The sequence below is a fragment of the Neobacillus sp. BP17 genome (assembly GCF_059579525.1).
On record NZ_CM184198.1, the window covers coordinates 3,637,090 to 3,655,315 of the forward strand.

At 40.4% G+C, this 18,226-nt stretch carries 20 protein-coding genes; 10 read left to right on the top strand and 10 right to left on the bottom strand.

The window, feature by feature from the left end; all coding sequences use genetic code 11:
- Window positions 1–9: 9 nt before the first annotated feature.
- From AC4QJR_RS17535 to pdxR, 4 genes are all read right to left on the bottom strand, one after another.
- The gene (locus AC4QJR_RS17535; RefSeq protein WP_496523697.1) at window positions 10–1,044 is read right to left on the bottom strand and encodes an LLM class flavin-dependent oxidoreductase; all 1,035 of its coding nucleotides are present in this window, start codon (window positions 1,042–1,044) and stop codon (window positions 10–12) included.
- 182 nt (window positions 1,045–1,226) lie between these two features.
- On the bottom strand, window positions 1,227–2,762 hold the full coding sequence (locus AC4QJR_RS17540; protein WP_098573114.1) for an NCS1 family nucleobase:cation symporter-1: 1,536 nt from the start codon (window positions 2,760–2,762) through the stop codon (window positions 1,227–1,229).
- 511 nt (window positions 2,763–3,273) lie between these two features.
- Window positions 3,274–3,921 carry a pyroglutamyl-peptidase I gene (gene pcp, locus AC4QJR_RS17545; RefSeq protein WP_496523698.1) on the bottom strand — a complete coding sequence of 216 codons (648 nt, stop codon included), beginning with the start codon at window positions 3,919–3,921 and terminating at the stop codon, window positions 3,274–3,276.
- A gap of 30 nt (window positions 3,922–3,951) precedes the next feature.
- Entirely contained in the window at window positions 3,952–5,382 is a 1,431-nt protein-coding gene (gene pdxR, locus AC4QJR_RS17550) for a MocR-like pyridoxine biosynthesis transcription factor PdxR (RefSeq protein ID WP_496523699.1), read from the bottom strand.
- 159 nt (window positions 5,383–5,541) lie between these two features.
- Here pdxR and AC4QJR_RS17555 point away from each other — a divergent pair, with 159 nt between their 5' ends.
- The 4 genes from AC4QJR_RS17555 (at window position 5,542) to AC4QJR_RS17570 (ending at window position 7,925) form a co-directional block, all read left to right on the top strand.
- Window positions 5,542–5,733, top strand: a complete 192-nt coding sequence (locus AC4QJR_RS17555; protein ID WP_098573105.1) for a hypothetical protein — start codon at window positions 5,542–5,544, stop codon at window positions 5,731–5,733.
- Between the two features lie 54 nt (window positions 5,734–5,787).
- Window positions 5,788–6,069: a hypothetical protein gene (locus AC4QJR_RS17560; RefSeq protein ID WP_496523700.1), complete on the top strand. Its 282-nt coding sequence runs from the start codon at window positions 5,788–5,790 to the stop codon at window positions 6,067–6,069.
- Window positions 6,070–6,186: 117 nt separating this feature from the next.
- Window positions 6,187–7,113 (top strand): DMT family transporter, encoded by a 927-nt coding sequence (locus tag AC4QJR_RS17565; RefSeq protein WP_496523701.1) that lies wholly within the window; start codon window positions 6,187–6,189, stop codon window positions 7,111–7,113.
- A 131-nt stretch (window positions 7,114–7,244) separates the two neighbouring features.
- Window positions 7,245–7,925 carry a zinc metallopeptidase gene (locus AC4QJR_RS17570; RefSeq protein WP_098573099.1) on the top strand — a complete coding sequence of 227 codons (681 nt, stop codon included), beginning with the start codon at window positions 7,245–7,247 and terminating at the stop codon, window positions 7,923–7,925.
- A gap of 48 nt (window positions 7,926–7,973) precedes the next feature.
- On the opposite strand, the gene AC4QJR_RS17575 is transcribed toward AC4QJR_RS17570, so the two are convergent.
- The gene (locus AC4QJR_RS17575; protein WP_155929020.1) at window positions 7,974–8,129 is read right to left on the bottom strand and encodes a hypothetical protein; all 156 of its coding nucleotides are present in this window, start codon (window positions 8,127–8,129) and stop codon (window positions 7,974–7,976) included.
- Between the two features lie 334 nt (window positions 8,130–8,463).
- Between AC4QJR_RS17575 and AC4QJR_RS17580 the strand changes: the two genes are divergently transcribed.
- Together AC4QJR_RS17580 and AC4QJR_RS17585 are read left to right on the top strand one after the other, a co-directional pair.
- Window positions 8,464–9,243, top strand: a complete 780-nt coding sequence (locus AC4QJR_RS17580; RefSeq protein WP_496523702.1) for a Cof-type HAD-IIB family hydrolase — start codon at window positions 8,464–8,466, stop codon at window positions 9,241–9,243.
- Window positions 9,244–9,292: 49 nt separating this feature from the next.
- The gene (locus tag AC4QJR_RS17585) at window positions 9,293–9,820 is read left to right on the top strand and encodes a GNAT family N-acetyltransferase (protein ID WP_496523703.1); all 528 of its coding nucleotides are present in this window, start codon (window positions 9,293–9,295) and stop codon (window positions 9,818–9,820) included.
- Window positions 9,821–9,886: 66 nt separating this feature from the next.
- Here AC4QJR_RS17585 and AC4QJR_RS17590 read toward each other — a convergent pair whose 3' ends face one another.
- The 3 genes from AC4QJR_RS17590 to AC4QJR_RS17600 all read right to left on the bottom strand — a co-directional run bounded on the left by AC4QJR_RS17590 (window position 9,887) and on the right by AC4QJR_RS17600 (window position 12,601).
- Complete coding sequence (locus AC4QJR_RS17590) at window positions 9,887–10,192, bottom strand: BC1872 family protein (RefSeq protein WP_496523704.1); 306 nt, start codon at window positions 10,190–10,192, stop codon at window positions 9,887–9,889.
- Window positions 10,193–10,727: 535 nt separating this feature from the next.
- Entirely contained in the window at window positions 10,728–11,843 is a 1,116-nt protein-coding gene (locus tag AC4QJR_RS17595; RefSeq protein WP_496523705.1) for a cysteine desulfurase family protein, read from the bottom strand.
- 23 nt (window positions 11,844–11,866) lie between these two features.
- Window positions 11,867–12,601 carry a gamma-glutamyl-gamma-aminobutyrate hydrolase family protein gene (locus AC4QJR_RS17600; protein ID WP_496523706.1) on the bottom strand — a complete coding sequence of 245 codons (735 nt, stop codon included), beginning with the start codon at window positions 12,599–12,601 and terminating at the stop codon, window positions 11,867–11,869.
- 441 nt (window positions 12,602–13,042) lie between these two features.
- Here AC4QJR_RS17600 and AC4QJR_RS17605 point away from each other — a divergent pair, with 441 nt between their 5' ends.
- Entirely contained in the window at window positions 13,043–13,279 is a 237-nt protein-coding gene (locus tag AC4QJR_RS17605; RefSeq protein WP_098573088.1) for a hypothetical protein, read from the top strand.
- Between the two features lie 58 nt (window positions 13,280–13,337).
- Here AC4QJR_RS17605 and AC4QJR_RS17610 read toward each other — a convergent pair whose 3' ends face one another.
- The gene (locus AC4QJR_RS17610) at window positions 13,338–13,592 is read right to left on the bottom strand and encodes a DUF1292 domain-containing protein (protein WP_496523707.1); all 255 of its coding nucleotides are present in this window, start codon (window positions 13,590–13,592) and stop codon (window positions 13,338–13,340) included.
- A gap of 306 nt (window positions 13,593–13,898) precedes the next feature.
- On the opposite strand from AC4QJR_RS17610, the gene AC4QJR_RS17615 reads away from it, so the two are divergent.
- Window positions 13,899–15,200, top strand: coding sequence for an MFS transporter (locus tag AC4QJR_RS17615; protein ID WP_251463233.1), 1,302 nt, complete (start codon window positions 13,899–13,901; stop codon window positions 15,198–15,200).
- A 152-nt stretch (window positions 15,201–15,352) separates the two neighbouring features.
- Window positions 15,353–16,450 carry a 3-phosphoserine/phosphohydroxythreonine transaminase gene (serC, locus tag AC4QJR_RS17620; RefSeq protein WP_496523708.1) on the top strand — a complete coding sequence of 366 codons (1,098 nt, stop codon included), beginning with the start codon at window positions 15,353–15,355 and terminating at the stop codon, window positions 16,448–16,450.
- A 63-nt stretch (window positions 16,451–16,513) separates the two neighbouring features.
- Here the strand turns inward: serC and AC4QJR_RS17625 are convergent, their stop codons facing one another.
- Window positions 16,514–17,515: an LLM class flavin-dependent oxidoreductase gene (locus AC4QJR_RS17625; protein WP_496523709.1), complete on the bottom strand. Its 1,002-nt coding sequence runs from the start codon at window positions 17,513–17,515 to the stop codon at window positions 16,514–16,516.
- Between the two features lie 309 nt (window positions 17,516–17,824).
- Between AC4QJR_RS17625 and AC4QJR_RS17630 the strand changes: the two genes are divergently transcribed.
- Window positions 17,825–18,223, top strand: coding sequence for a hypothetical protein (locus tag AC4QJR_RS17630; protein WP_496523710.1), 399 nt, complete (start codon window positions 17,825–17,827; stop codon window positions 18,221–18,223).
- Window positions 18,224–18,226: the final 3 nt, after the last annotated feature.

The following is an 18,226-nucleotide window of genomic DNA, read 5'->3' on the forward strand; positions in this document are numbered from 1 at the left end:
TTCAGCTTCTCATCTCCCTATTTCATTTCTAACGATAGGAGCAACTTCTTTTCCTAATAGTTCGATGGCTTTCATTACATCATTATGGGGCATGGAACCAACAGGACAGTGAAGCATAAACCGTGTGATTCCAACATTCTTCCGAAGGTGGATGATTTTCTCGGCTACTGTTTTCGAATCCCCTACGTACAATGCTCCTTCCAAACTGCGAGCCGCATCAAAGCTCGAACGGTCATACATCCCCCATCCGCGCTCGCGTCCTAATTTATTCATAACCTGCTGGGTGGAAGGGAAAAACTTCTCAGCTGCTATTTCGCTCGTTTCCGCAATGAAACCGTGCGAGTGCGAGGCAACCGTTAGTTTAGACACATCATGACCAGCGTGAACGGCTGCTTTCTTATAAAGTCTTACAAGTGGCTCAAATTGCAACGGGCGCCCGCCGATAATGGCTAGAACGAGTGGCAACCCCAGCAGACCTGCTCGAATCACAGAATCACGGTTGCCTCCACTTCCAATCCAAACAGGCAAAGGATCTTGAACCGGCCTAGGGTACACACCGAGATTTTGGATAGCTGGTCGATGGCCGCCATCCCAGGTCACTTTCTCCGACTCTCGTATTTTTAATAATAGCTCTAGCTTCTGATCGAATAATTCATCATAGTCTTTTAAATCATAGCCAAACAGCGGAAACGACTCAATAAAAGAGCCTCTGCCTGCCATAATCTCGGCCCGGCCATCTGAAATTGCATCAAGTGTTGCAAAATCCTGAAAAACTCGGACCGGATCGGCGGAAGAAAGAACCGTTACTGCACTGGTTAATCGGATTCGATTGGTTTGTGAAGCGGCAGCAGCCAACACAACGGCAGGAGAAGAGGCAGCAAAATCCTCGCGATGATGCTCACCGACACCAAAAACATCGAGTCCAACCTGATCTGCAAGGACAATTTCCTCTACCACTTCACGGATTCGTTGCGCATGACTAATTACCTTCCCGGTTTTCACATCTGGCGTGGTCTCGACAAACGTGCTCACACCTATTTCCATAAAGAATCTCCTCCTATTAAGCTAAGGCCGCTTATGGCCTGAGTATATTTAAATGTAATTTAAGAAATACCAAGCGTAATTATCCTACATTTCCCGATATATTTCAAAATAATCGGATTTTTACTATTAAGAAGTAAAACAAAAATGAGTGTCAGGCATAAAGGTGCCTGACACTCATTTTTTTAATAAAAGAATTCTGTTTCATTATGTGCAACTGAATCTGCTTTATTACCAGGAGTTGACGATTTGAATGCCGTAATCTTTTCATATTCCCCTGGTTTTAGGACACTTTGATCCCCTCTCATTAAGTAGGTGTAAGCGATAATCGAGATAAATAATCCGAATGTCCAGGCATTTTCCCACAAAAAGCGAAGACCTGGGATGAGAAGTCCAAGTACAGGAACAGCGACACCAATTATCAGGGCGTAAACACCGTTTTTATTAAAACCGGATGTATAACTATAGCGGCCGTTTACATCATATAGTTCGTTAAGGGCCATTTGCCTCTTGCGAACAAGCCAGTAATCCGCAATGGCAATTCCATCAATCGGACCAAGTAAAGCACCGTACGTTCCCAACCAGCCAAAAATATAGTTTCCAAAGTTCTCCATGATATACCAAGGCTGCATTAAGATTGCAAAGATTCCAGTGATTATTGCCCCTATGCCAAAGGTAATTCGTCTTGGATTTAGATTTTCAATGGCACGGGCCGGTGCAACAATGTTTGCCCCGACATTAATCGTTAAGGACGCAATGACAATGATTAATGTTCCCAAAAAGATAACGAATGGCGGGAATTTTGCAAGCAATTGAACGGGATCCCAGAGTGCAGTCCCGAAAATAACTACGGTCGCAGATGTGACTGCAATTCCAATAAAGGAGAAGATACTCATGGTAAGTGGAAGAGAGAAACTTTGAGCCAACATTTGTGATTTTTGACTTTTCGCATAGCGGCAAAAGTCAGGAATATTCAAGGCAAGTGTTGCCCAAAAGGCAATGACACCTGTTAATGCAGGAAAAAATACTTTTAAAAATGCCCCTGTGGTCGTGAACTTTGATGGCGTGTCCAGGATTGGCCCCCAGCCTCCTGCATTCGTAAATGCCCAGATAAAAAGAATTATAGCAGAGATACCTACAATCGGTGTGGCAATTAAGCCAAGGACTTTCATCGCTTGAGGTCCTTTATAAGCAACAACTACATTTAATCCCCAAAACAAAGCAAATACAATCGCCGTATGTCCTGGGATGTTTCTCCAAGCGGCAAATGATGCCGATAAAAGTGTGTCAATCGCACCTGTACCAATCCAGGTGTTAATCCCAAACCACCCAGCAGCAACAATCGCTCTAGCTAAAGCCGGGATATGGGCACCTTTTGAGCCAAACCATAAACGAGCAAATACCGGATAGGGAATGCCAAACTTTGTACCAGCGTGGGAATTTAATAAAATAGGGATAAGAACAATGACATTTCCAAGAAAAATCGTTCCAATTGCCTGCCACCAATTCATTCCTAACGAAATCAAGCCACTAGCCATCGTATAAGCAGGAATACACAAGCACATACCAATCCATAAAGTAGCAAAGTTCAGCCCTTTCCAGGAATGTTCCTTCATAGTCGTGGGGCGCAGGTCATCATTCCACATTTCACTGTTACTTAAACCATTAGCTGCTTCAGGCGTCAGGGTAACAATACCATTTTGTTCAATTTGCGTTTTCAACAAATTTCCCCCTTATTGGTTATTTAACATGCTTTTCTAGTGAAACAATGATGTGTAAATTCAATTGAACGAATATTTAAAAAATTCACAGCGGATTTTACTATCTCCCCATAACATCCCCCCTCTATCCTTCAACTCCTGCCAGCAGGGTCCTATTTGCCGTCCCTATGGTTGAGGCAAAGCAAAAGGTTAAAAACCTACTTCTCTACCTTATATTATATCTCTCTAATTCTTCCTGTCATTGGACAAATAGTAGTATGATTTAGGTTAATTTTTTTATGTTATGTAAAGTGTGAATCAAGGATTAGATATTTCTTCCTGAATAGATTCCATACCATATAGAGGATTATAATCAGGAGAACAGAATCTGTCCTCCATTGCGTATGAAATCCTTACATTATTTCTTTATTATTGGCTGTGTTAAACTGGTTCTGTTGATTTTCGTTCCAGGCACTTCGCTTTCCACAACAGAGTGCCAAAATCAATATTAACCTTTAACACAGCCTTATAATTAGCTAATCTCCCCGCCAACTGCTGCAATATCTTGCTCATTTAAAATTACAGCTTCAATGGATAATTCCAGACCCTTTACAATTAATTCTAGACTCATGCTTGGTTGACCGGGGTTACGGACAATTTGTTCAGGGATAAAGGGAATATGGATAAAGCCGCCTCGGATGTCTTTGCGGCTAGTTTCAATAAGATTCATCAACCCATAAAAAATATGATTGCAGACGAATGTTCCAGCTGTGTTTGAAACGGAAGCAGGAATTCCGTTCTCCGTCATCTTTTTCACCATAGCCTTGACTGGCAATTTAGAGAAATAAGCTGTTGGTCCCCCCGGGACAATCTCTTTATCAATTGGCTGTTTATTCTCGTTATCTGGGATTCTGGCGTCGTCTACATTAATTGCCACACGTTCAGGCGTGATTGAGGCACGCCCCCCTGCTTGGCCGACACAAATGACTATATCTGGATTTAGTTCAGCGATCGCTTCTTTAAGACTAGTAATCGCTTTGCCAAAAACCGTGGGGATTTCTCTTGTGATCACTTCGCAGCCTGCAATTTCTTTTCCTTGTAAAAACTTTACCGCTTCATGCGCAGGATTAACGGGCTCTCCTCCAAATGGGTCAAAGCCAGTAATAAGTATCTTTTTCATCGTCATTATCCTTTCTACTAATTATTTACTTTATAGATTCTTTAATGCCTGTGAAAATCTATTAATACCCTCATGAATCAAATTTGTTTCCGCCCTGCCATAGGTAAAACGGAGACACCCTTTTTCAGTGCCTAAAACATTTCCTGGGACAAAGGCAATTCCCTTCTTGATTGATTCCTCCAGTAATTTCTGCACGTCGATAGGTCTGTTCACTTTACACCACAGATGAATCCCCCCATCTGGAATAGAGAAGGAAACTTTTTCACCCAATAGTTGATTAAGACTTTGAACAAGTTGATCTCTCCGTTGTTCAAGCTGTTTTCTTAAAAATTGTATATGTGTATCATAGGACTGTGACTTGAGAAATTCGTTCGCCACCCATTGAGGAAATACACTGTGTCCAAAATCAACTTGTTGTTTGGCGTCAGCAAGCCGTTGAATGACCTTTGAGGGGCCAATAACCCAACCGATTCGTAATCCTGAAGCAATAATTTTCGACAACGAACTAATATATAGAACATTCCCATTATCATCCATTGATTTTAACGATGGATTTACCACTCCATCAAAGGAGGTCAAACTATAGGGGTCATCTTCAATAATTGGAATTCCAAATTCTGCTGAAATGTTTAAAATTCGTTGACGCCGTTGCAGGGAAAGAACCTTTCCCGTTGGGTTTTGATAATCGGGATTTAGGAATACCATTCTTATTCTATGTTTCTTATGTAGTTGAACAAGGTCTTCCGGATTTACCCCATTTGAATCCACAGGCAATCGGAAGATTTTTAAACCTGCCGTCTGGAAAATGGGCAGAGAATAACAATAGGATGGATCTTCAATTGCCACAGCGTCACCAGGTTTAAGCAGGCATTGGACAATCAGATGCAGTGCTTGCTGTGCACCCGATGTGATAAGAATCGAAGAAGAAGTTGTATTAATTTTCTTATATTCATTCACATGATCGGCAATCGTACACCTTAATTCTTCATTTCCTTGCGGATCGTCATAGCCAAGATAGCCTGTAAAAGGATGCGCGGATAGAATATGTTGGAATTGCTCATTTGGAAATAAACTAGATGACAATTCACCACTTGCCATATTAATAAGGTCATTATCTAGGGTTTCCTTACGAATTCTTTGAACAACAGGAAGGTTGGGAAGAAATGAGCCACGCTCCAAATATCTACCCCAGTTTGGAATCCGTCTATGTTCGAGCCCCCAAATATCCGTACTCACAATGGTCCCACTACCTTTTTTTCTCTCAACAATCCCCATTGACTGCAGTTCTTCATATGCGGCTACCACTGTACTACGATTCACTTGCAGCTCTTCAGCTAAGGCCCTTTCTGAAGGTAACATGGTTTCCGGTGAAAAATGGCCTGTGGCAATACCTTGTTCAATGTAATCAGCAATTTGTTTATAAATTGGTCTTTTAGTTGTTCGATCGGGTCTCCAATCCACCCAACTCACTCCTTTCCAATTACTTGTGACAGTAAAAGTGGATGGTCCATTTTTTTAGTAATTGGCTGGTCATTTTTTATAACTTTAACCTTAATATAGGAATCATACTATGTCTAATGAAAAATCAATAATTTTATCATATAGTGAGGATGAAATACTATGACGTTTGGCATGATTCTTATCATTGTTGTTTTAATTGGTGCCCTTATTGGTACCTTAGCACTTACTGGGAAACCGGATGAGGACTATAAAAGTTCCACAAAACAAAACACGATACGGTTGACGGCTATTTATGCCATTGTCATCTTAGCTGCAATTGGGGGCTTGGCTTGGTATATCAGTATAAGCTAAATCATAAAACTTTAGCAGAACACACATAATAAGTTAAAAAAGGTGTGTTCTGCTGTGGATTTCCCTGCCATTCAAACAAATTTTTGGGATGCAGTTTTTGCGATTCCCATCATTATTGTATTAACTCAACTAATAAAGCTATATTTCAAATTACCGAAGTGGTTTGTGCCAACCATTGCACTTCTCTTTGGATTAGGAATTTCAATTTTTATTAGTCATAAACACAACACTCTTGGCGGTATATTTATGGGCTGGTTTTACGGATATGCAGCGATTGGAACTTATGCATCGTTAAAGACTAATATTATTTCCTTTAGAAATAAACAAAAGAAATAATTTTAAGCTCTCCCCTATTTATCGCATAATTAAAAATCTATTAAAAATAATTATTTCGAAATCCGAAAAAAATGTTACAATTCTAATTATTACTTTTAATAGATTGAAGGGACATGAATGAAAAAAAAGCAATGGCTTTTATATGGAATGTTGATTTTCGCTACGGCGACATGGGGAAGTGCATTTATTGCTGGAAAAATTGCTGTTCAAGACTTTGAACCGGCTACAGTTGCTTTTTTACGTTTTTTAGGAGCTTCAGTTCTATTGTTCCCGCTAATGTGGTTAACTGAAAAAAATCGGATCAGGCCTACTCTTAAAGATTATAGCTTGTTTGCGGTTTTAGGGTTAACTGGAATAGCACTTTATAATATTTGCTTTTTTATTGCCACCAAACATGCACCGGTAATTAAGAGTTCCTTATTTATTGCGTCAAATCCAGTTTTAATTGTTCTTTTGTCAGGCATCTTTTTAAAAGAGACGATTACCAAGAACCATATAATTGGTATGGTGACTGCTCTTATTGGGGTAACTTTTATAATTACAGATGGTCATGTGCTTTCACTGGTGGAGATAGGCTTTGAAACGATCGATTTTGTTTTACTTGGTGCGGTGATTTGTTGGGCCTTGTACAACGTCGTTGGCAAAGTGGTTTTAAAAAAATTTAGTTCAGTCGAATCCACTACTTATGCAGTAGCTTTTGGTACATTATTTTTATTACCATTTGCATTAGTGGAAACCACTTGGAAAGATGTACAGCATGCTGACATTTCAACCTGGATAGCCATCGCCCACATGAGTATTTTCGTAACAGTGGTGGCATTTATTATGTATTATTACGGTATCAAGGAAATTGGCGCGGCAAAAGCTTCAATTTTTATTAATGTCATGCCAGTATCGGCCGTCTTGATGGCAACCATCTTTTTAAATGAAACCTTCACTTTGGCTCACGGAATTGGAGCAGCCTTTGTCCTATCTGGTGTTTATATTGGAACAAATACGAAGATATTTAAGAAAAAAATAAGTACGGTCAACCGTGCTATTTAATTAAAATACTCACGTAAAAGGACTGACCAAATTGGTTAGTCCTTTTTTTAACAAGCACATTATTACTAAAAAAGTGTACCTTAAAGTATAATAATGTATATAAAATAGCATCTTGAGAAGGAGTATGCATTATGGGTTTTATCGTTTATTTTATTCTAATCATGATAATTCCAATATTTGTGCAGATGTATTTAAGGAGTACCTACTCTAAATTTTTGAAAGTAGGCTCATCTTCTGGATTTACGGGTGCCCAGGCTGCTAGAAGAATCTTGGATCAAAATGGCTTATACGACGTATCTGTAGAAGAAGTGAGAGGTCACTTATCGGACCACTACGATCCAAGAAGTAGAAGTGTTAGGCTTTCCTCAACGAACTACCATGGGACCTCGATTGCTTCAATATCCGTTGCCATTCACGAGGTTGGCCATTGTTTACAACAAAAGGATGGTTATGTACCTTTACGTGTAAGACATGCATTGGTACCAGTCGCAAATATTGGCTCAAATTTTTCATTTATCTTGATTTTAATCGGTATTCTCTTATCCTCTGCCAACTTTTTATTACTTGGAATTATCGCTATGGGCGCTGCAGTTCTGTTTCAGGTGGTTACGTTACCTGTCGAATTCAATGCGAGTTCCAGAGCTCTGGATGTAATGGTTGGTTCTGGTCTGATTAGAAATGAAGAAGAGTATCGAGCGAAAAAAGTGCTAAACGCGGCTGCGCTTACGTACGTAGCAGCAACTGTAGTAGCAGTAGCAGAATTACTCCGTTTTGTACTCATGTTTACTGGAATGCAAAATAATGAAGATTAAGAAGTTAAAAAAAGACTCCTGGGTTGGAGTCTTTTTTTACTTCAGTTATTAGGATTTTTCTGACGTTATGTCGTTATATGGCAAAATCAGTTTTTCCAGCCTATTGTAGTCCATCGAACTTATTTCCTCCATTAATCTCGGAATGGCTTTTTCAGGATAGCCGTAATCACGAAGTAGTTTTCGCTTTTTCTCTATTTGATCCACAGAAATACCTCCCCTAATGCGTGTTGTGTTTTTTCCATAAAAGAAACCATTATCATTTTCACATTTTGCCCGAGACCTTCATTTTCTATGAATCCTTTTCAAATCCCGCCTATAAGTTTACATAATGTAATTATTGTTAATAAAAATGGAACATACCTAAGTTTTCTAATCGGGGTTTCTGTTAAATTTGACTGTGATTATCCTGAACCTATATAATAGATCCCCATCGATCATAAATGTTCCTGTTTAAGTGTGTTTTGCATAGGGTTTTTCTTGGAACATGTTATACTTTGCTATAGAAATATCTGTGAAAGAATTTATGGGAGCGTGTTTTATGAATTATAAGGTTGTCATCTTAGATATAGACGGAACCATCCTCCCGCATGGAAAAACACTTAGTCATGCCACAAAGGATGCCATCCAGAGGTTAAAAGAGAAACAGACGAAAGTGGTGATTGCTACCGGGAGAGCACCTTATTTTACCGAGTCGATTATTCAAGAAACTGGGGTCGACTCGATGGTCTTTTTTAACGGTTCCTTTGCCTTCCATGAAGGAAAAGAAATATACAAGAGTTCAATTGATAAGCAAGTACTAGAAAGAGTCCATCAATTATCCAATGACTTACAACATCCGCTGACTTATTTAGGCGATACAAGCTTTAAAGTCACGCATTTAGAACATCCCTTCGTCGTTGAAGCGTACCAGCATGATCCATGGAAACCGGAACTGGCCCCGCCGCAATTTTGGAAAGACCAGGATATTTATCAAATCTTCCTTCATTGCGATCTGGAAGAGGAATTATCCTATCAGTCAAAGGTTCCAGAACTGGATTTCCGCAGATGGAGTTCAGGGGCACGTACGTGTGATGTGAATTTGTCCAATTCTAACAAAGCAGTAGGTATTAGTAAATTATTAGAAAAACTTGGGGTTGCACCTGATGAAGCTGTGGCCTTTGGGGATGGATTAAATGATATGGAAATGTTGTCATTGGTCGGAATGGGCGTCGCCATGGGAAATGCCCGTGATGAATTGAAAGAAGTGGCAAATATGGTCACACTCTCAGCTGAAGAAGACGGTGTCCGTTACGGATTAGAGCGTCTTGGTTTAATTTAAACCGAGAGCTCTTTTCAGTTTTGAAATGGGAGATAAGGAGTGAGCAATCATGAATTTATCATATGAAGTAATCTCGGACGAAGAAATAGAATATTGCCGGGATTTATGCAATGAACTAATGGCCTTTCAAAAGTCCAAAGCTTACATAACACCAGAACTGTTCGACAGCATGAATTTTGACACCAGAATGGCCCCTTCAATTAATAGCGCCATTCATAATTATATCGTGATCGTGAAGGATGGCCAACAAGTGGTTGGGTACGTTTATTCTAATATCTCGCCAAAAGCGACCTATTCTAATGATTTTGCTACTTTTTTTGACATGTCTACAGTTCGTAGACCTAATGTTGGTTGTTTGTCGCAATTTTATATTAAGGACGAGTATCGGAAGTATGGGCTGGGGTCTACACTTTTCAAGATGTCGATGGAGTGGTTAAAACAATTTGATGAGGTTGAGGATTATTTTATCTTTGTCTCTAACGGCAATAATGACGCGCTGGAATTTTACAAACATAAGGGATTTTCGGTCAGCCATGAAATCTTGGATGGGTTTATAACTGTATTACGAAGCAAGTAGAAGCGATAAAAGCTTGTAGGATTTGATCCATATGGATATAATCTACAAGCTTTTTATATGTACTTATTACAGCCATTCCTCAGCGATCGAGCTATTATCAGCAATGGTGAAGGCTGCATTGCTGATGGCTTGAGCTAGTGTGTCGCCCGTTTCACATATGTTGTTAAAGCAAACTTCAGTGCTCCCATTGGTTGTATAGGTATAACCGAAGTCTTTTAATTTTTCTACGATGAGCATCGCATGGTCAAGATTTTGCTCAGGTTGAAAATCTGCAACTGGTATGAATGCCCCCTTTTCAAAGTCAAACCATCTGTCCCATCTATTTAACTTCCAACCTAGTATTCTACGAGCAATAATTTCTACTTGGTTCATTTTTTTTTGGCTCCTTCCTCTGTATTTTCTTATTTTACCATTTTCATCGTGCCTGTTCCTCGTAATCAATTTCAATTTTGTGACTCTTCTAAGGTGTGGAGGAGGTATAGATGACCACAGTTTGCTTGAAGGAGCCAGGTCGGTCGTCAATCGGGACTATTGGCGATCCATATTAGCCAAAACGACGCCGGTCGGTCATTAGTCACGTCTATTGACGACCGGCATGAGACGAAACTAGCCAGGTCGGTCGTTAATCGGAGCTATTGGCGACCTATTTTAGCCGAAATGTCGTCGGTCAGTCGTCAATCACGTCTATTGACGACCCGCATGAGACAAAAAAGCGACGGTCGGTCATCAATCACTCCTATTGGCGACCTATATTAGCCGATACGAGGCCCGGCGGTCGTCAATCACTCCTATGGCGACCCATATTAGCCGATACGAGGACGGTCAGTCGTCAATCAACTATTACAAATTCACGCCTTTCATGCCTGCTTGATGTTAGCGTTCACCAGCAGCTACATTCGTAAGACTTTCAAAGAATCCCCTTAATCGAATCCACTACTTGGTCAATCTCATCTTTCGTCGTATACCTTCCTAAACTAAAACGGATGGCACCCATTCCAACCTCTTCAGAAACACCCATTTCCTTTAAAACTGGGGATAATTCTATACTGCCGGCGTGGCATGCCGATCCTGTTGACGCAGCTAACTGAGGGATTGCGTCTAATAGCTCCTGACCCACTCTTCTCACAAAACTAACATTCAAAGTATTCGGCAGACGGTCCTCTGGATGGCCATTCAATTCTACCTGATTACCAAACGTATCCTTTAATTGCATCCAAAAATAATCGGTTAAATCTTTTATTCCACAATCTTCTACGTGTTGTTTAGCCATCTCACAGGCCTTTCCTAAACCCACCGCCAATAAAGTATTTTCGGTACCTGCCCTAAGGCCAAACTCATGGCCCGCTCCATGGATAAGCGGTTCCAGATGGATTCCCTCTCGTATATATAACGCGCCAATTCCTTTAGGTGAATAAAGCTTATGGCCGGCAATCGTTAGCATATCCACTTTCAAATCATTCACATTCACCGGAACTTTTCCAACCGATTGGGAAGCATCCGTATGAAAAGCAACCCCATGTTCCTTAGCTATTTCCCCAATCTCCATAATGGGCTGCAATGTACCGGTTTCATTATTGGAGTGCATTATCGAAATCAGAATGGTTTCTTTTGTGATTGCGTTTTTTATTGCTTCTAGTGTAACCTTCCCATTCCGATCAACGTCTACATATGTGACTTTTGCCCCAATTTGTTCTAGGAATTTGCAGGGATTCATAATCGCAGGATGTTCAATTTTGGAAGTAATGATATGGTTGCCTTTATGCCGATTTTTTAAAAAATAACCTTTTAATGCAAGATTATTGGCTTCACTGCCTCCGCTTGTAAAAATAACCTCTCTGGGGGAACAGCCAATTAATTCGGCCACCTGCGCTCGGGCTTGATGTAACAATTCCTTTACTGGTAACCCTGCCCAGTGTAAGGCCGACGGGTTTCCATAAAATTGATCTAACAATGGCTTCATTGCCGCGGCTACTTCAGGAGCAATCGGTGTACTGGCATTGTAATCAAGATAAATTTTTTCCATCTAGTTATTCAATTCCTTTCCCCTTAGACAGAAGCTGGGACCTTAACTATACTGTTAATAAAATCTTTGAATAAATTGTTCATTTCATGGTTTGTACTCGCCATTGATTCAGGATGCCACTGAACACCGACCGTAAAGGTGGTTGGATGGATATACTCCACTGCTTCAACAATCCCATCGGATGACTGGGCAACAACTCGAAGGTCATTGGCCACCTTATCAATGGCTTGATGATGGAGACTATTCACACGTACTCGTTCAGAACCGACCATTTCGAATAATTTACTATCGGTGGCGATGGTCACCCAGTGAGTATCTCGACTTCTATCAATTTTCTGGTTGTGTTGAATGGGTTCCTTGACTTGACTCGGGATGTCCTGGATTAACGTACCGCCAAGAGCAACATTCAAAATCTGAACGCCTCTGCAAATGGCAAGGATCGGAATATTGTTTTCAAGCGCGAATTTCACCATCGCAATCTCTGCCACGTCCCGCTCCGGTGTAGTTGGGCCCAAGTGTGGATGCGGATCCTGGCCAAAAAGCTTTGGATCGACATCCTCTCCACCACTGAGAATGATTCCATCGCACAAGGCAATTGTTTCTAATGCCATCTCAGGGTTAATGTAAGGAAGAATGACAGGTATTCCTCCATTGGCAGCAACACTTTTATGATAATCATGGTGCACATAGACACCTTCCATATATTCGTTATGTTTTACATAGGCACCCGTAATGCCGATAACTGGTTTTTTGTTCATAATTTTTCCCCCTTAACATGCTAACAACAATATCTTACCATAATCATTCTAATAGATTATATTTTTGAATGAGCTGCTATTTGAACTTCAAAAAAAATTTACATAATCTTTAAATAACCTTCATAGATTACTGTGTACGACTTATATAAGATAATATAAATATTGTCAAGGGATGGAGATAAAATGGAGTATGTTCTTTACAATGGCAAGAAATATTTAATCCTTTATAAATACACTTCAGGATTCTGCGAAATTAAGGAAGTCGATAGTATACATAATATACAATTGGTTCATTCATCGGAATTAACAGACCTAAACTAAAAAAAGCTGAAAAAGGGAATGTACCCTTTTTCAGCTTTTTTTAATTGAAGAAATTTAAACCTAGTTATGTATATTTCGCCACATTTTCTCAAATTATATGATAAAAAAGGTGGGGTTCTCATGAATAATTGGCATCTGATTTTGGCCGGAATTGTCTTGTTAGTCTTAATCATCGGTTTAGTTGTTACGTTGGGTACTGGAAGAATGGTAAGTACTAAATCAGGGGAATTTGATACTCCAATTAATGAAGGCACACAAAGACATCCTTATTTATTGAATCCAGTTTTTCTTGTCTGGATAATCGCAATGACAGCTATCATCATTTATATCATCTATCTTGGCTTTAATTACTATTGAAAAAAAAATCAAGCGAAAGGCCCTCGGTTTTCTGGAGGTACCTTTCGCTGCTTTTGTTTTATTCTGCTGGAGCATGTACCACGGCGATTTGGTATGCATCCAATATCGCTTCACTCTCGGAAGGATCATTAATACCCACTAAATCTTGATTCCCTTCCTCTCCTTCTATTTTCATAACGATGGTTTCATCCTCAGCCTTTAATAACGCATAGGATTCCTCCTCCATATCAAACAATGCTTCAACAGCATAATCTTTATGATTCCCTTGGTTATCCTGAATCGTTATATAATCACGTGGTTCATCACGTTTCATCCTATCTCACCTCAACAATTATTGTTCCCTTAACAAAGAATGTGCTAGATGGAAATTTATAGTTTTTACTATCCGTAGTAAATTGGGCAAAATAAAAATGAGAGAGGAGACCATTATGCTTTCAGTTCCGGTGAAAATTCATATGATGCTGAGTATAAACAGAAATAAATGATTAGAACTGGAATTATATGAATTATAAGCGTGAACAAGTTTTGAATTTTTCGACACTATTCTATATAAACTGCTTTTCTTTCTTGTTAAAATAAAAAAACAAATATCAACCTTTAAAAAGAAAGAGGTTTAAGTGTGTCACATAATCCAAAAAATTCAAAACCAGCTTGGTTGCAGAACTACGTCGATTCACCAGAAAAGCAGCAAAAGTTATATCGCCGGACATTGCTCATTGTCGTCATGTCACAAATTTTTGGTGGGGCTGGATTAGCTGCTGGTATTACTGTTGGTGCACTCCTTGCCCAAGAAATGTTAGGGACGGACAGTTATGCAGGGATTCCGGCAGCATTGTTAACGTTTGGCTCGGCAGGAGCAGCGCTGCTAATCGGTCGTGCCTCCCAACGATTTGGCCGTCGCATTGGTCTTGCGGGAGGATTTTTGACCGGCGGGATTGGTGCAGTTGGAGTCATTGTTTCAGCCATTACTAGTAATATCTTTCTTCTTTTTGCATCACTCCTTGTATACGGTGCGGGATCTGCTTCAAACTTACAAGCACGCTATGCAGGGGTAGACTTAGCCAAGCCCACACAGCGAGCGACCGCTGTCAGTATCGCTATGGTTTCAACGACCTTTGGGGCAGTGGCAGGACCAAACTTGGTGGACGTCATGGGCCGATTTGCAATCTCTATAGGTGTCCCTGCTCTTGCTGGTCCTTTCATTTTAGGGGCTGCAGCCTTTCTACTGGCAGGATTAGTCCTGCTATTTTTTCTACGGCCAGATCCTTTGATTGTTGCCAACGCCCTTGCAGATCGGCAGGTCATCGACAAGAGTGATCCTGTTGAGAAGCAATCTAGTAATCTTGCAATGAATAAACGAGGAATCGTTGTCGGAGCAACCATTATGGTGTTAACGCAAATTGTCATGACCGCAATCATGACGATGACACCTGTTTATATGAAACATCATGGTCATGGTCTAAGGGAGGTTGGAATGGTCATCGGCTTCCATATTGGCGCGATGTATCTTCCTTCTCTCATCACAGGTATTCTCGTGGATAAAGTCGGTCGAACCGCAATGGCCATTGCTTCTGGTGCTACACTTCTTTCGGCGGGCTTACTAGCTGGCAGCGCTCCTTCAGATTCCATGCTTCTCTTAATCGTCGCGCTTTCCTTGCTTGGACTTGGCTGGAATTTTGGTTTAATAAGTGGGACTGCATTAATCGTCGATTCCACTCATCCCTCAACACGTGCCAAAACTCAAGGAGCGGTAGATGTCTTGATTGCTTTAGCAGGGGCTTCTGGGGGAGCCCTATCCGGAATGGTGGTCGCACAAACAAGTTACGCAGGGCTTTCATTCGCTGGAGCAATTCTTTCCCTTTTGCTTATTCCTGTCGTTATCTGGTCTCGTAGTAATCAAAAAATAAAGGAAATAAGCTGATGAGAAGAAATAGGATTTCTGGAAATGACATCCTATTTCTTTTTGTTATTTTGAAAAAAATATTTAAAAATTCACTATTTCACAATTAAAATTATTTTCGGAAATTTATATGTGTGGTATAGTCATAGAAAAGAAAAAATGGAGTGATAAAAATGAAACTGCAAGTCCAACGTGCTTATAATTTCAATGCAGGCCCTTCTGCATTACCCATTTCTGTTCTAGAAAAAGCTCAGGCAGAACTAATAGATTTTCGAGGTACGGGCATGTCCGTCATGGAACTTAGCCACCGCAGCAAAGCTTATGAAGAGGTACATAATCAGGCGATTGACAGCTTAAAGGAGCTTCTGTCTATTCCTGATACGCATGAAGTACTCTTCTTGCAGGGTGGTGCTAGTCTTCAGTTTTCAATGGTACCGATGAATTTTTTACAAACAGGTAAAAAAGCAGCATATGTCATGACTGGCTCTTGGTCAGAGAAAGCTTTCACCGAGGCAAAACTATTTGGTGAAGTTTACCATGCGGCTTCTACAAAAGAAGGCAGCTACCGCAGCATTCCTGCCATCGATCAATTGCAGTACGATTCATCTGACGCATATGTCCATGTAACTTCAAATAATACGATTTATGGTACACAATGGAAGGACTTCCCAGATACTGGTGATGTTCCATTAATCGCTGACATGTCAAGTGATATTCTGTCTAAGCCAATTGATGTCAGCAAGTTTGCGCTCATTTATGCTGGTGCCCAGAAAAACCTTGGCCCTTCAGGCGTAACCGTTGTGATTATTCGCAAGGATTTCCTTGAACAAGCAAACACAAATATCCCAACGATGTTAAAGTACAGCACCCACTCTAAAAATAATTCTTTGTATAACACACCGCCGACTTTTGGTATTTATATGCTTGGAGAGGTATTAAACTGGGCGCGTGAATTGGGCGGTTTGGATGCCATTGCGAAGCTGAATGAGAAAAAAGCGAACTTAATTTACGATACAATCGACGCTAGTAATGGTTTTTATATTGGTCATGCCACACCAGAAAGCCGTTCTCTCATGAATCTTACATTCAACTTAGCATCAAAAGACTTAGAAAAGAAATTCCTCGAGCAGGCGAAACAAGAAGGATTTGTTGGCGTAAACGGACACCGCTCCATCGGCGGCTGCCGTGTATCAGCCTACAATGCGGTTCCAGTGGAAGCCTGCCAGGCATTCAAAGAGTTTATGATTAAATTCCAATCAGAAAATAATTAAGATTTCTGTACAACAAAAGGACCAGAGGAGATAAAATGTCTCTTCTGGTCTTTTTTATTTTCATTATCTACCGTCAACTACTTCTTTCAATATTTCATACGAACGTTTTTGTTTTTCCGTGTCATAAATATACGATACTGCCATGAGTTCATCAACGTGATATTTCTCTTGGAATGCAGTCCACTGTTGACGGACAGTTTCTTTACTTCCGATCAATGTAACACTTTGCTTCGTGGCGGCCATTTCCTTCTCCATCGGAGTCCAGATCTCATCCAAGCTTTCAACTGGCGGCTGCAACGGATTTTGCGTTCCACGAACAACATTTAGGAAAAATTGCTGCATCGTTGTCGATAAAAATTGTGCTTCATCGTCAGTCTCAGCGGCAATGACATTTAAACAAACCATCATATATGGTTTATCCAAATATTCTGAAGGCTTGAAACGACTTCTGTAAATTGAGATCGCTTCTTCCATGAATCTTGGGGCAAAGTGGGAGGCAAATACATATGGCAATCCCAAGTTTGCCGCTAGATACGCTGAATCAGTCGATGACCCCAGGATATAAATCGGAATATTCGTGTCAACACCAGGATAGGCTTTCACATAACTTTGCTGCTCTGCTGGGCCAAAATAAGTAAGCAATGCATTAACATCATCTGGGAAGGTGTAAACTGAATCATTTTTCGAGCGTCTTAAGGCGTTTGCTGTCATCATATCTGTACCAGGTGCCCGGCCGAGTCCCAGGTCAACGCGATCAGGATAAATTGTTGCTAACGTGCCAAATTGTTCAGCAACCACAAGCGGAGAGTGATTTGGCAGCATTATCCCGCCAGAACCTACATGAATAGTATTGGTATGCTCTAACACATGTTTAATCAAAATAGATGTAGCTGAACTCACAAGTGTAGCTGTATTATGATGTTCTGCAATCCAATAACGTTGATAGCCCATTGTTTCAACCGCTTGTGCAAGTTCGACCATTGATTCAATCGCTTGACTTGGGCTCTGCCCTTTTCGAATTGGTGCTAAATTTAAGACAGATACAGGTATTTGAATAGTTGTCATTTTATCATTCCTTTCCCTAGAGAGAATATTACTATAGTAACAATAGGAAAGAAGAAATCAAAAATAAATGCTTACATTATATTTCAGGTTCCTAAATATTTTAAGGGGAGGATTATAGACGCTTACTATCTTGATACCAGAATCGGAAAAATTGGCAGATTAATCAGAGAAACTCGCCCGCAATTTTATAATAGAAGGTGCATATAAAATACTAAGCTACTAATCATAGCATGTTAATGAATTTATGATCAGGTACAGGAGCGATCGATATTACTCTTGCACCTAGAAAAGGTAAAGGGGGTGTTTATTTTGCCAAAACACAATAAGAATCATCAGGGACAAGCCCAAAATAATAAATCTCAGACTGAAGGAGAAGGATCTCAAGCTCAAACTGAAGAAAACGCTCAAGCTCAAACTGAAGCAGAAAACACACAATCTCAAGTTGTTAGTGAAGACTCTCAACCTCAAGCTGATGGGGAAAACTCTCAAGCTCAAGCTGATGAGGAAAACTCTCAAGCTCAGGCTGATGGGGAAAACTCTCAAGCTCAGGCTGATGGGGAAAACTCTCAAGCTCAAGCCGATGGAGCCAACTCTCAAGCTCAAGCCGATGGAGCCAACTCTCAAGCTCAAGCCGATGGAGCCAACTCTCAAGCTCAAAATAATCAAAACAAAAAGAAAGGCCCAAAGGGAAAGAAGAAAAATAACTAATTG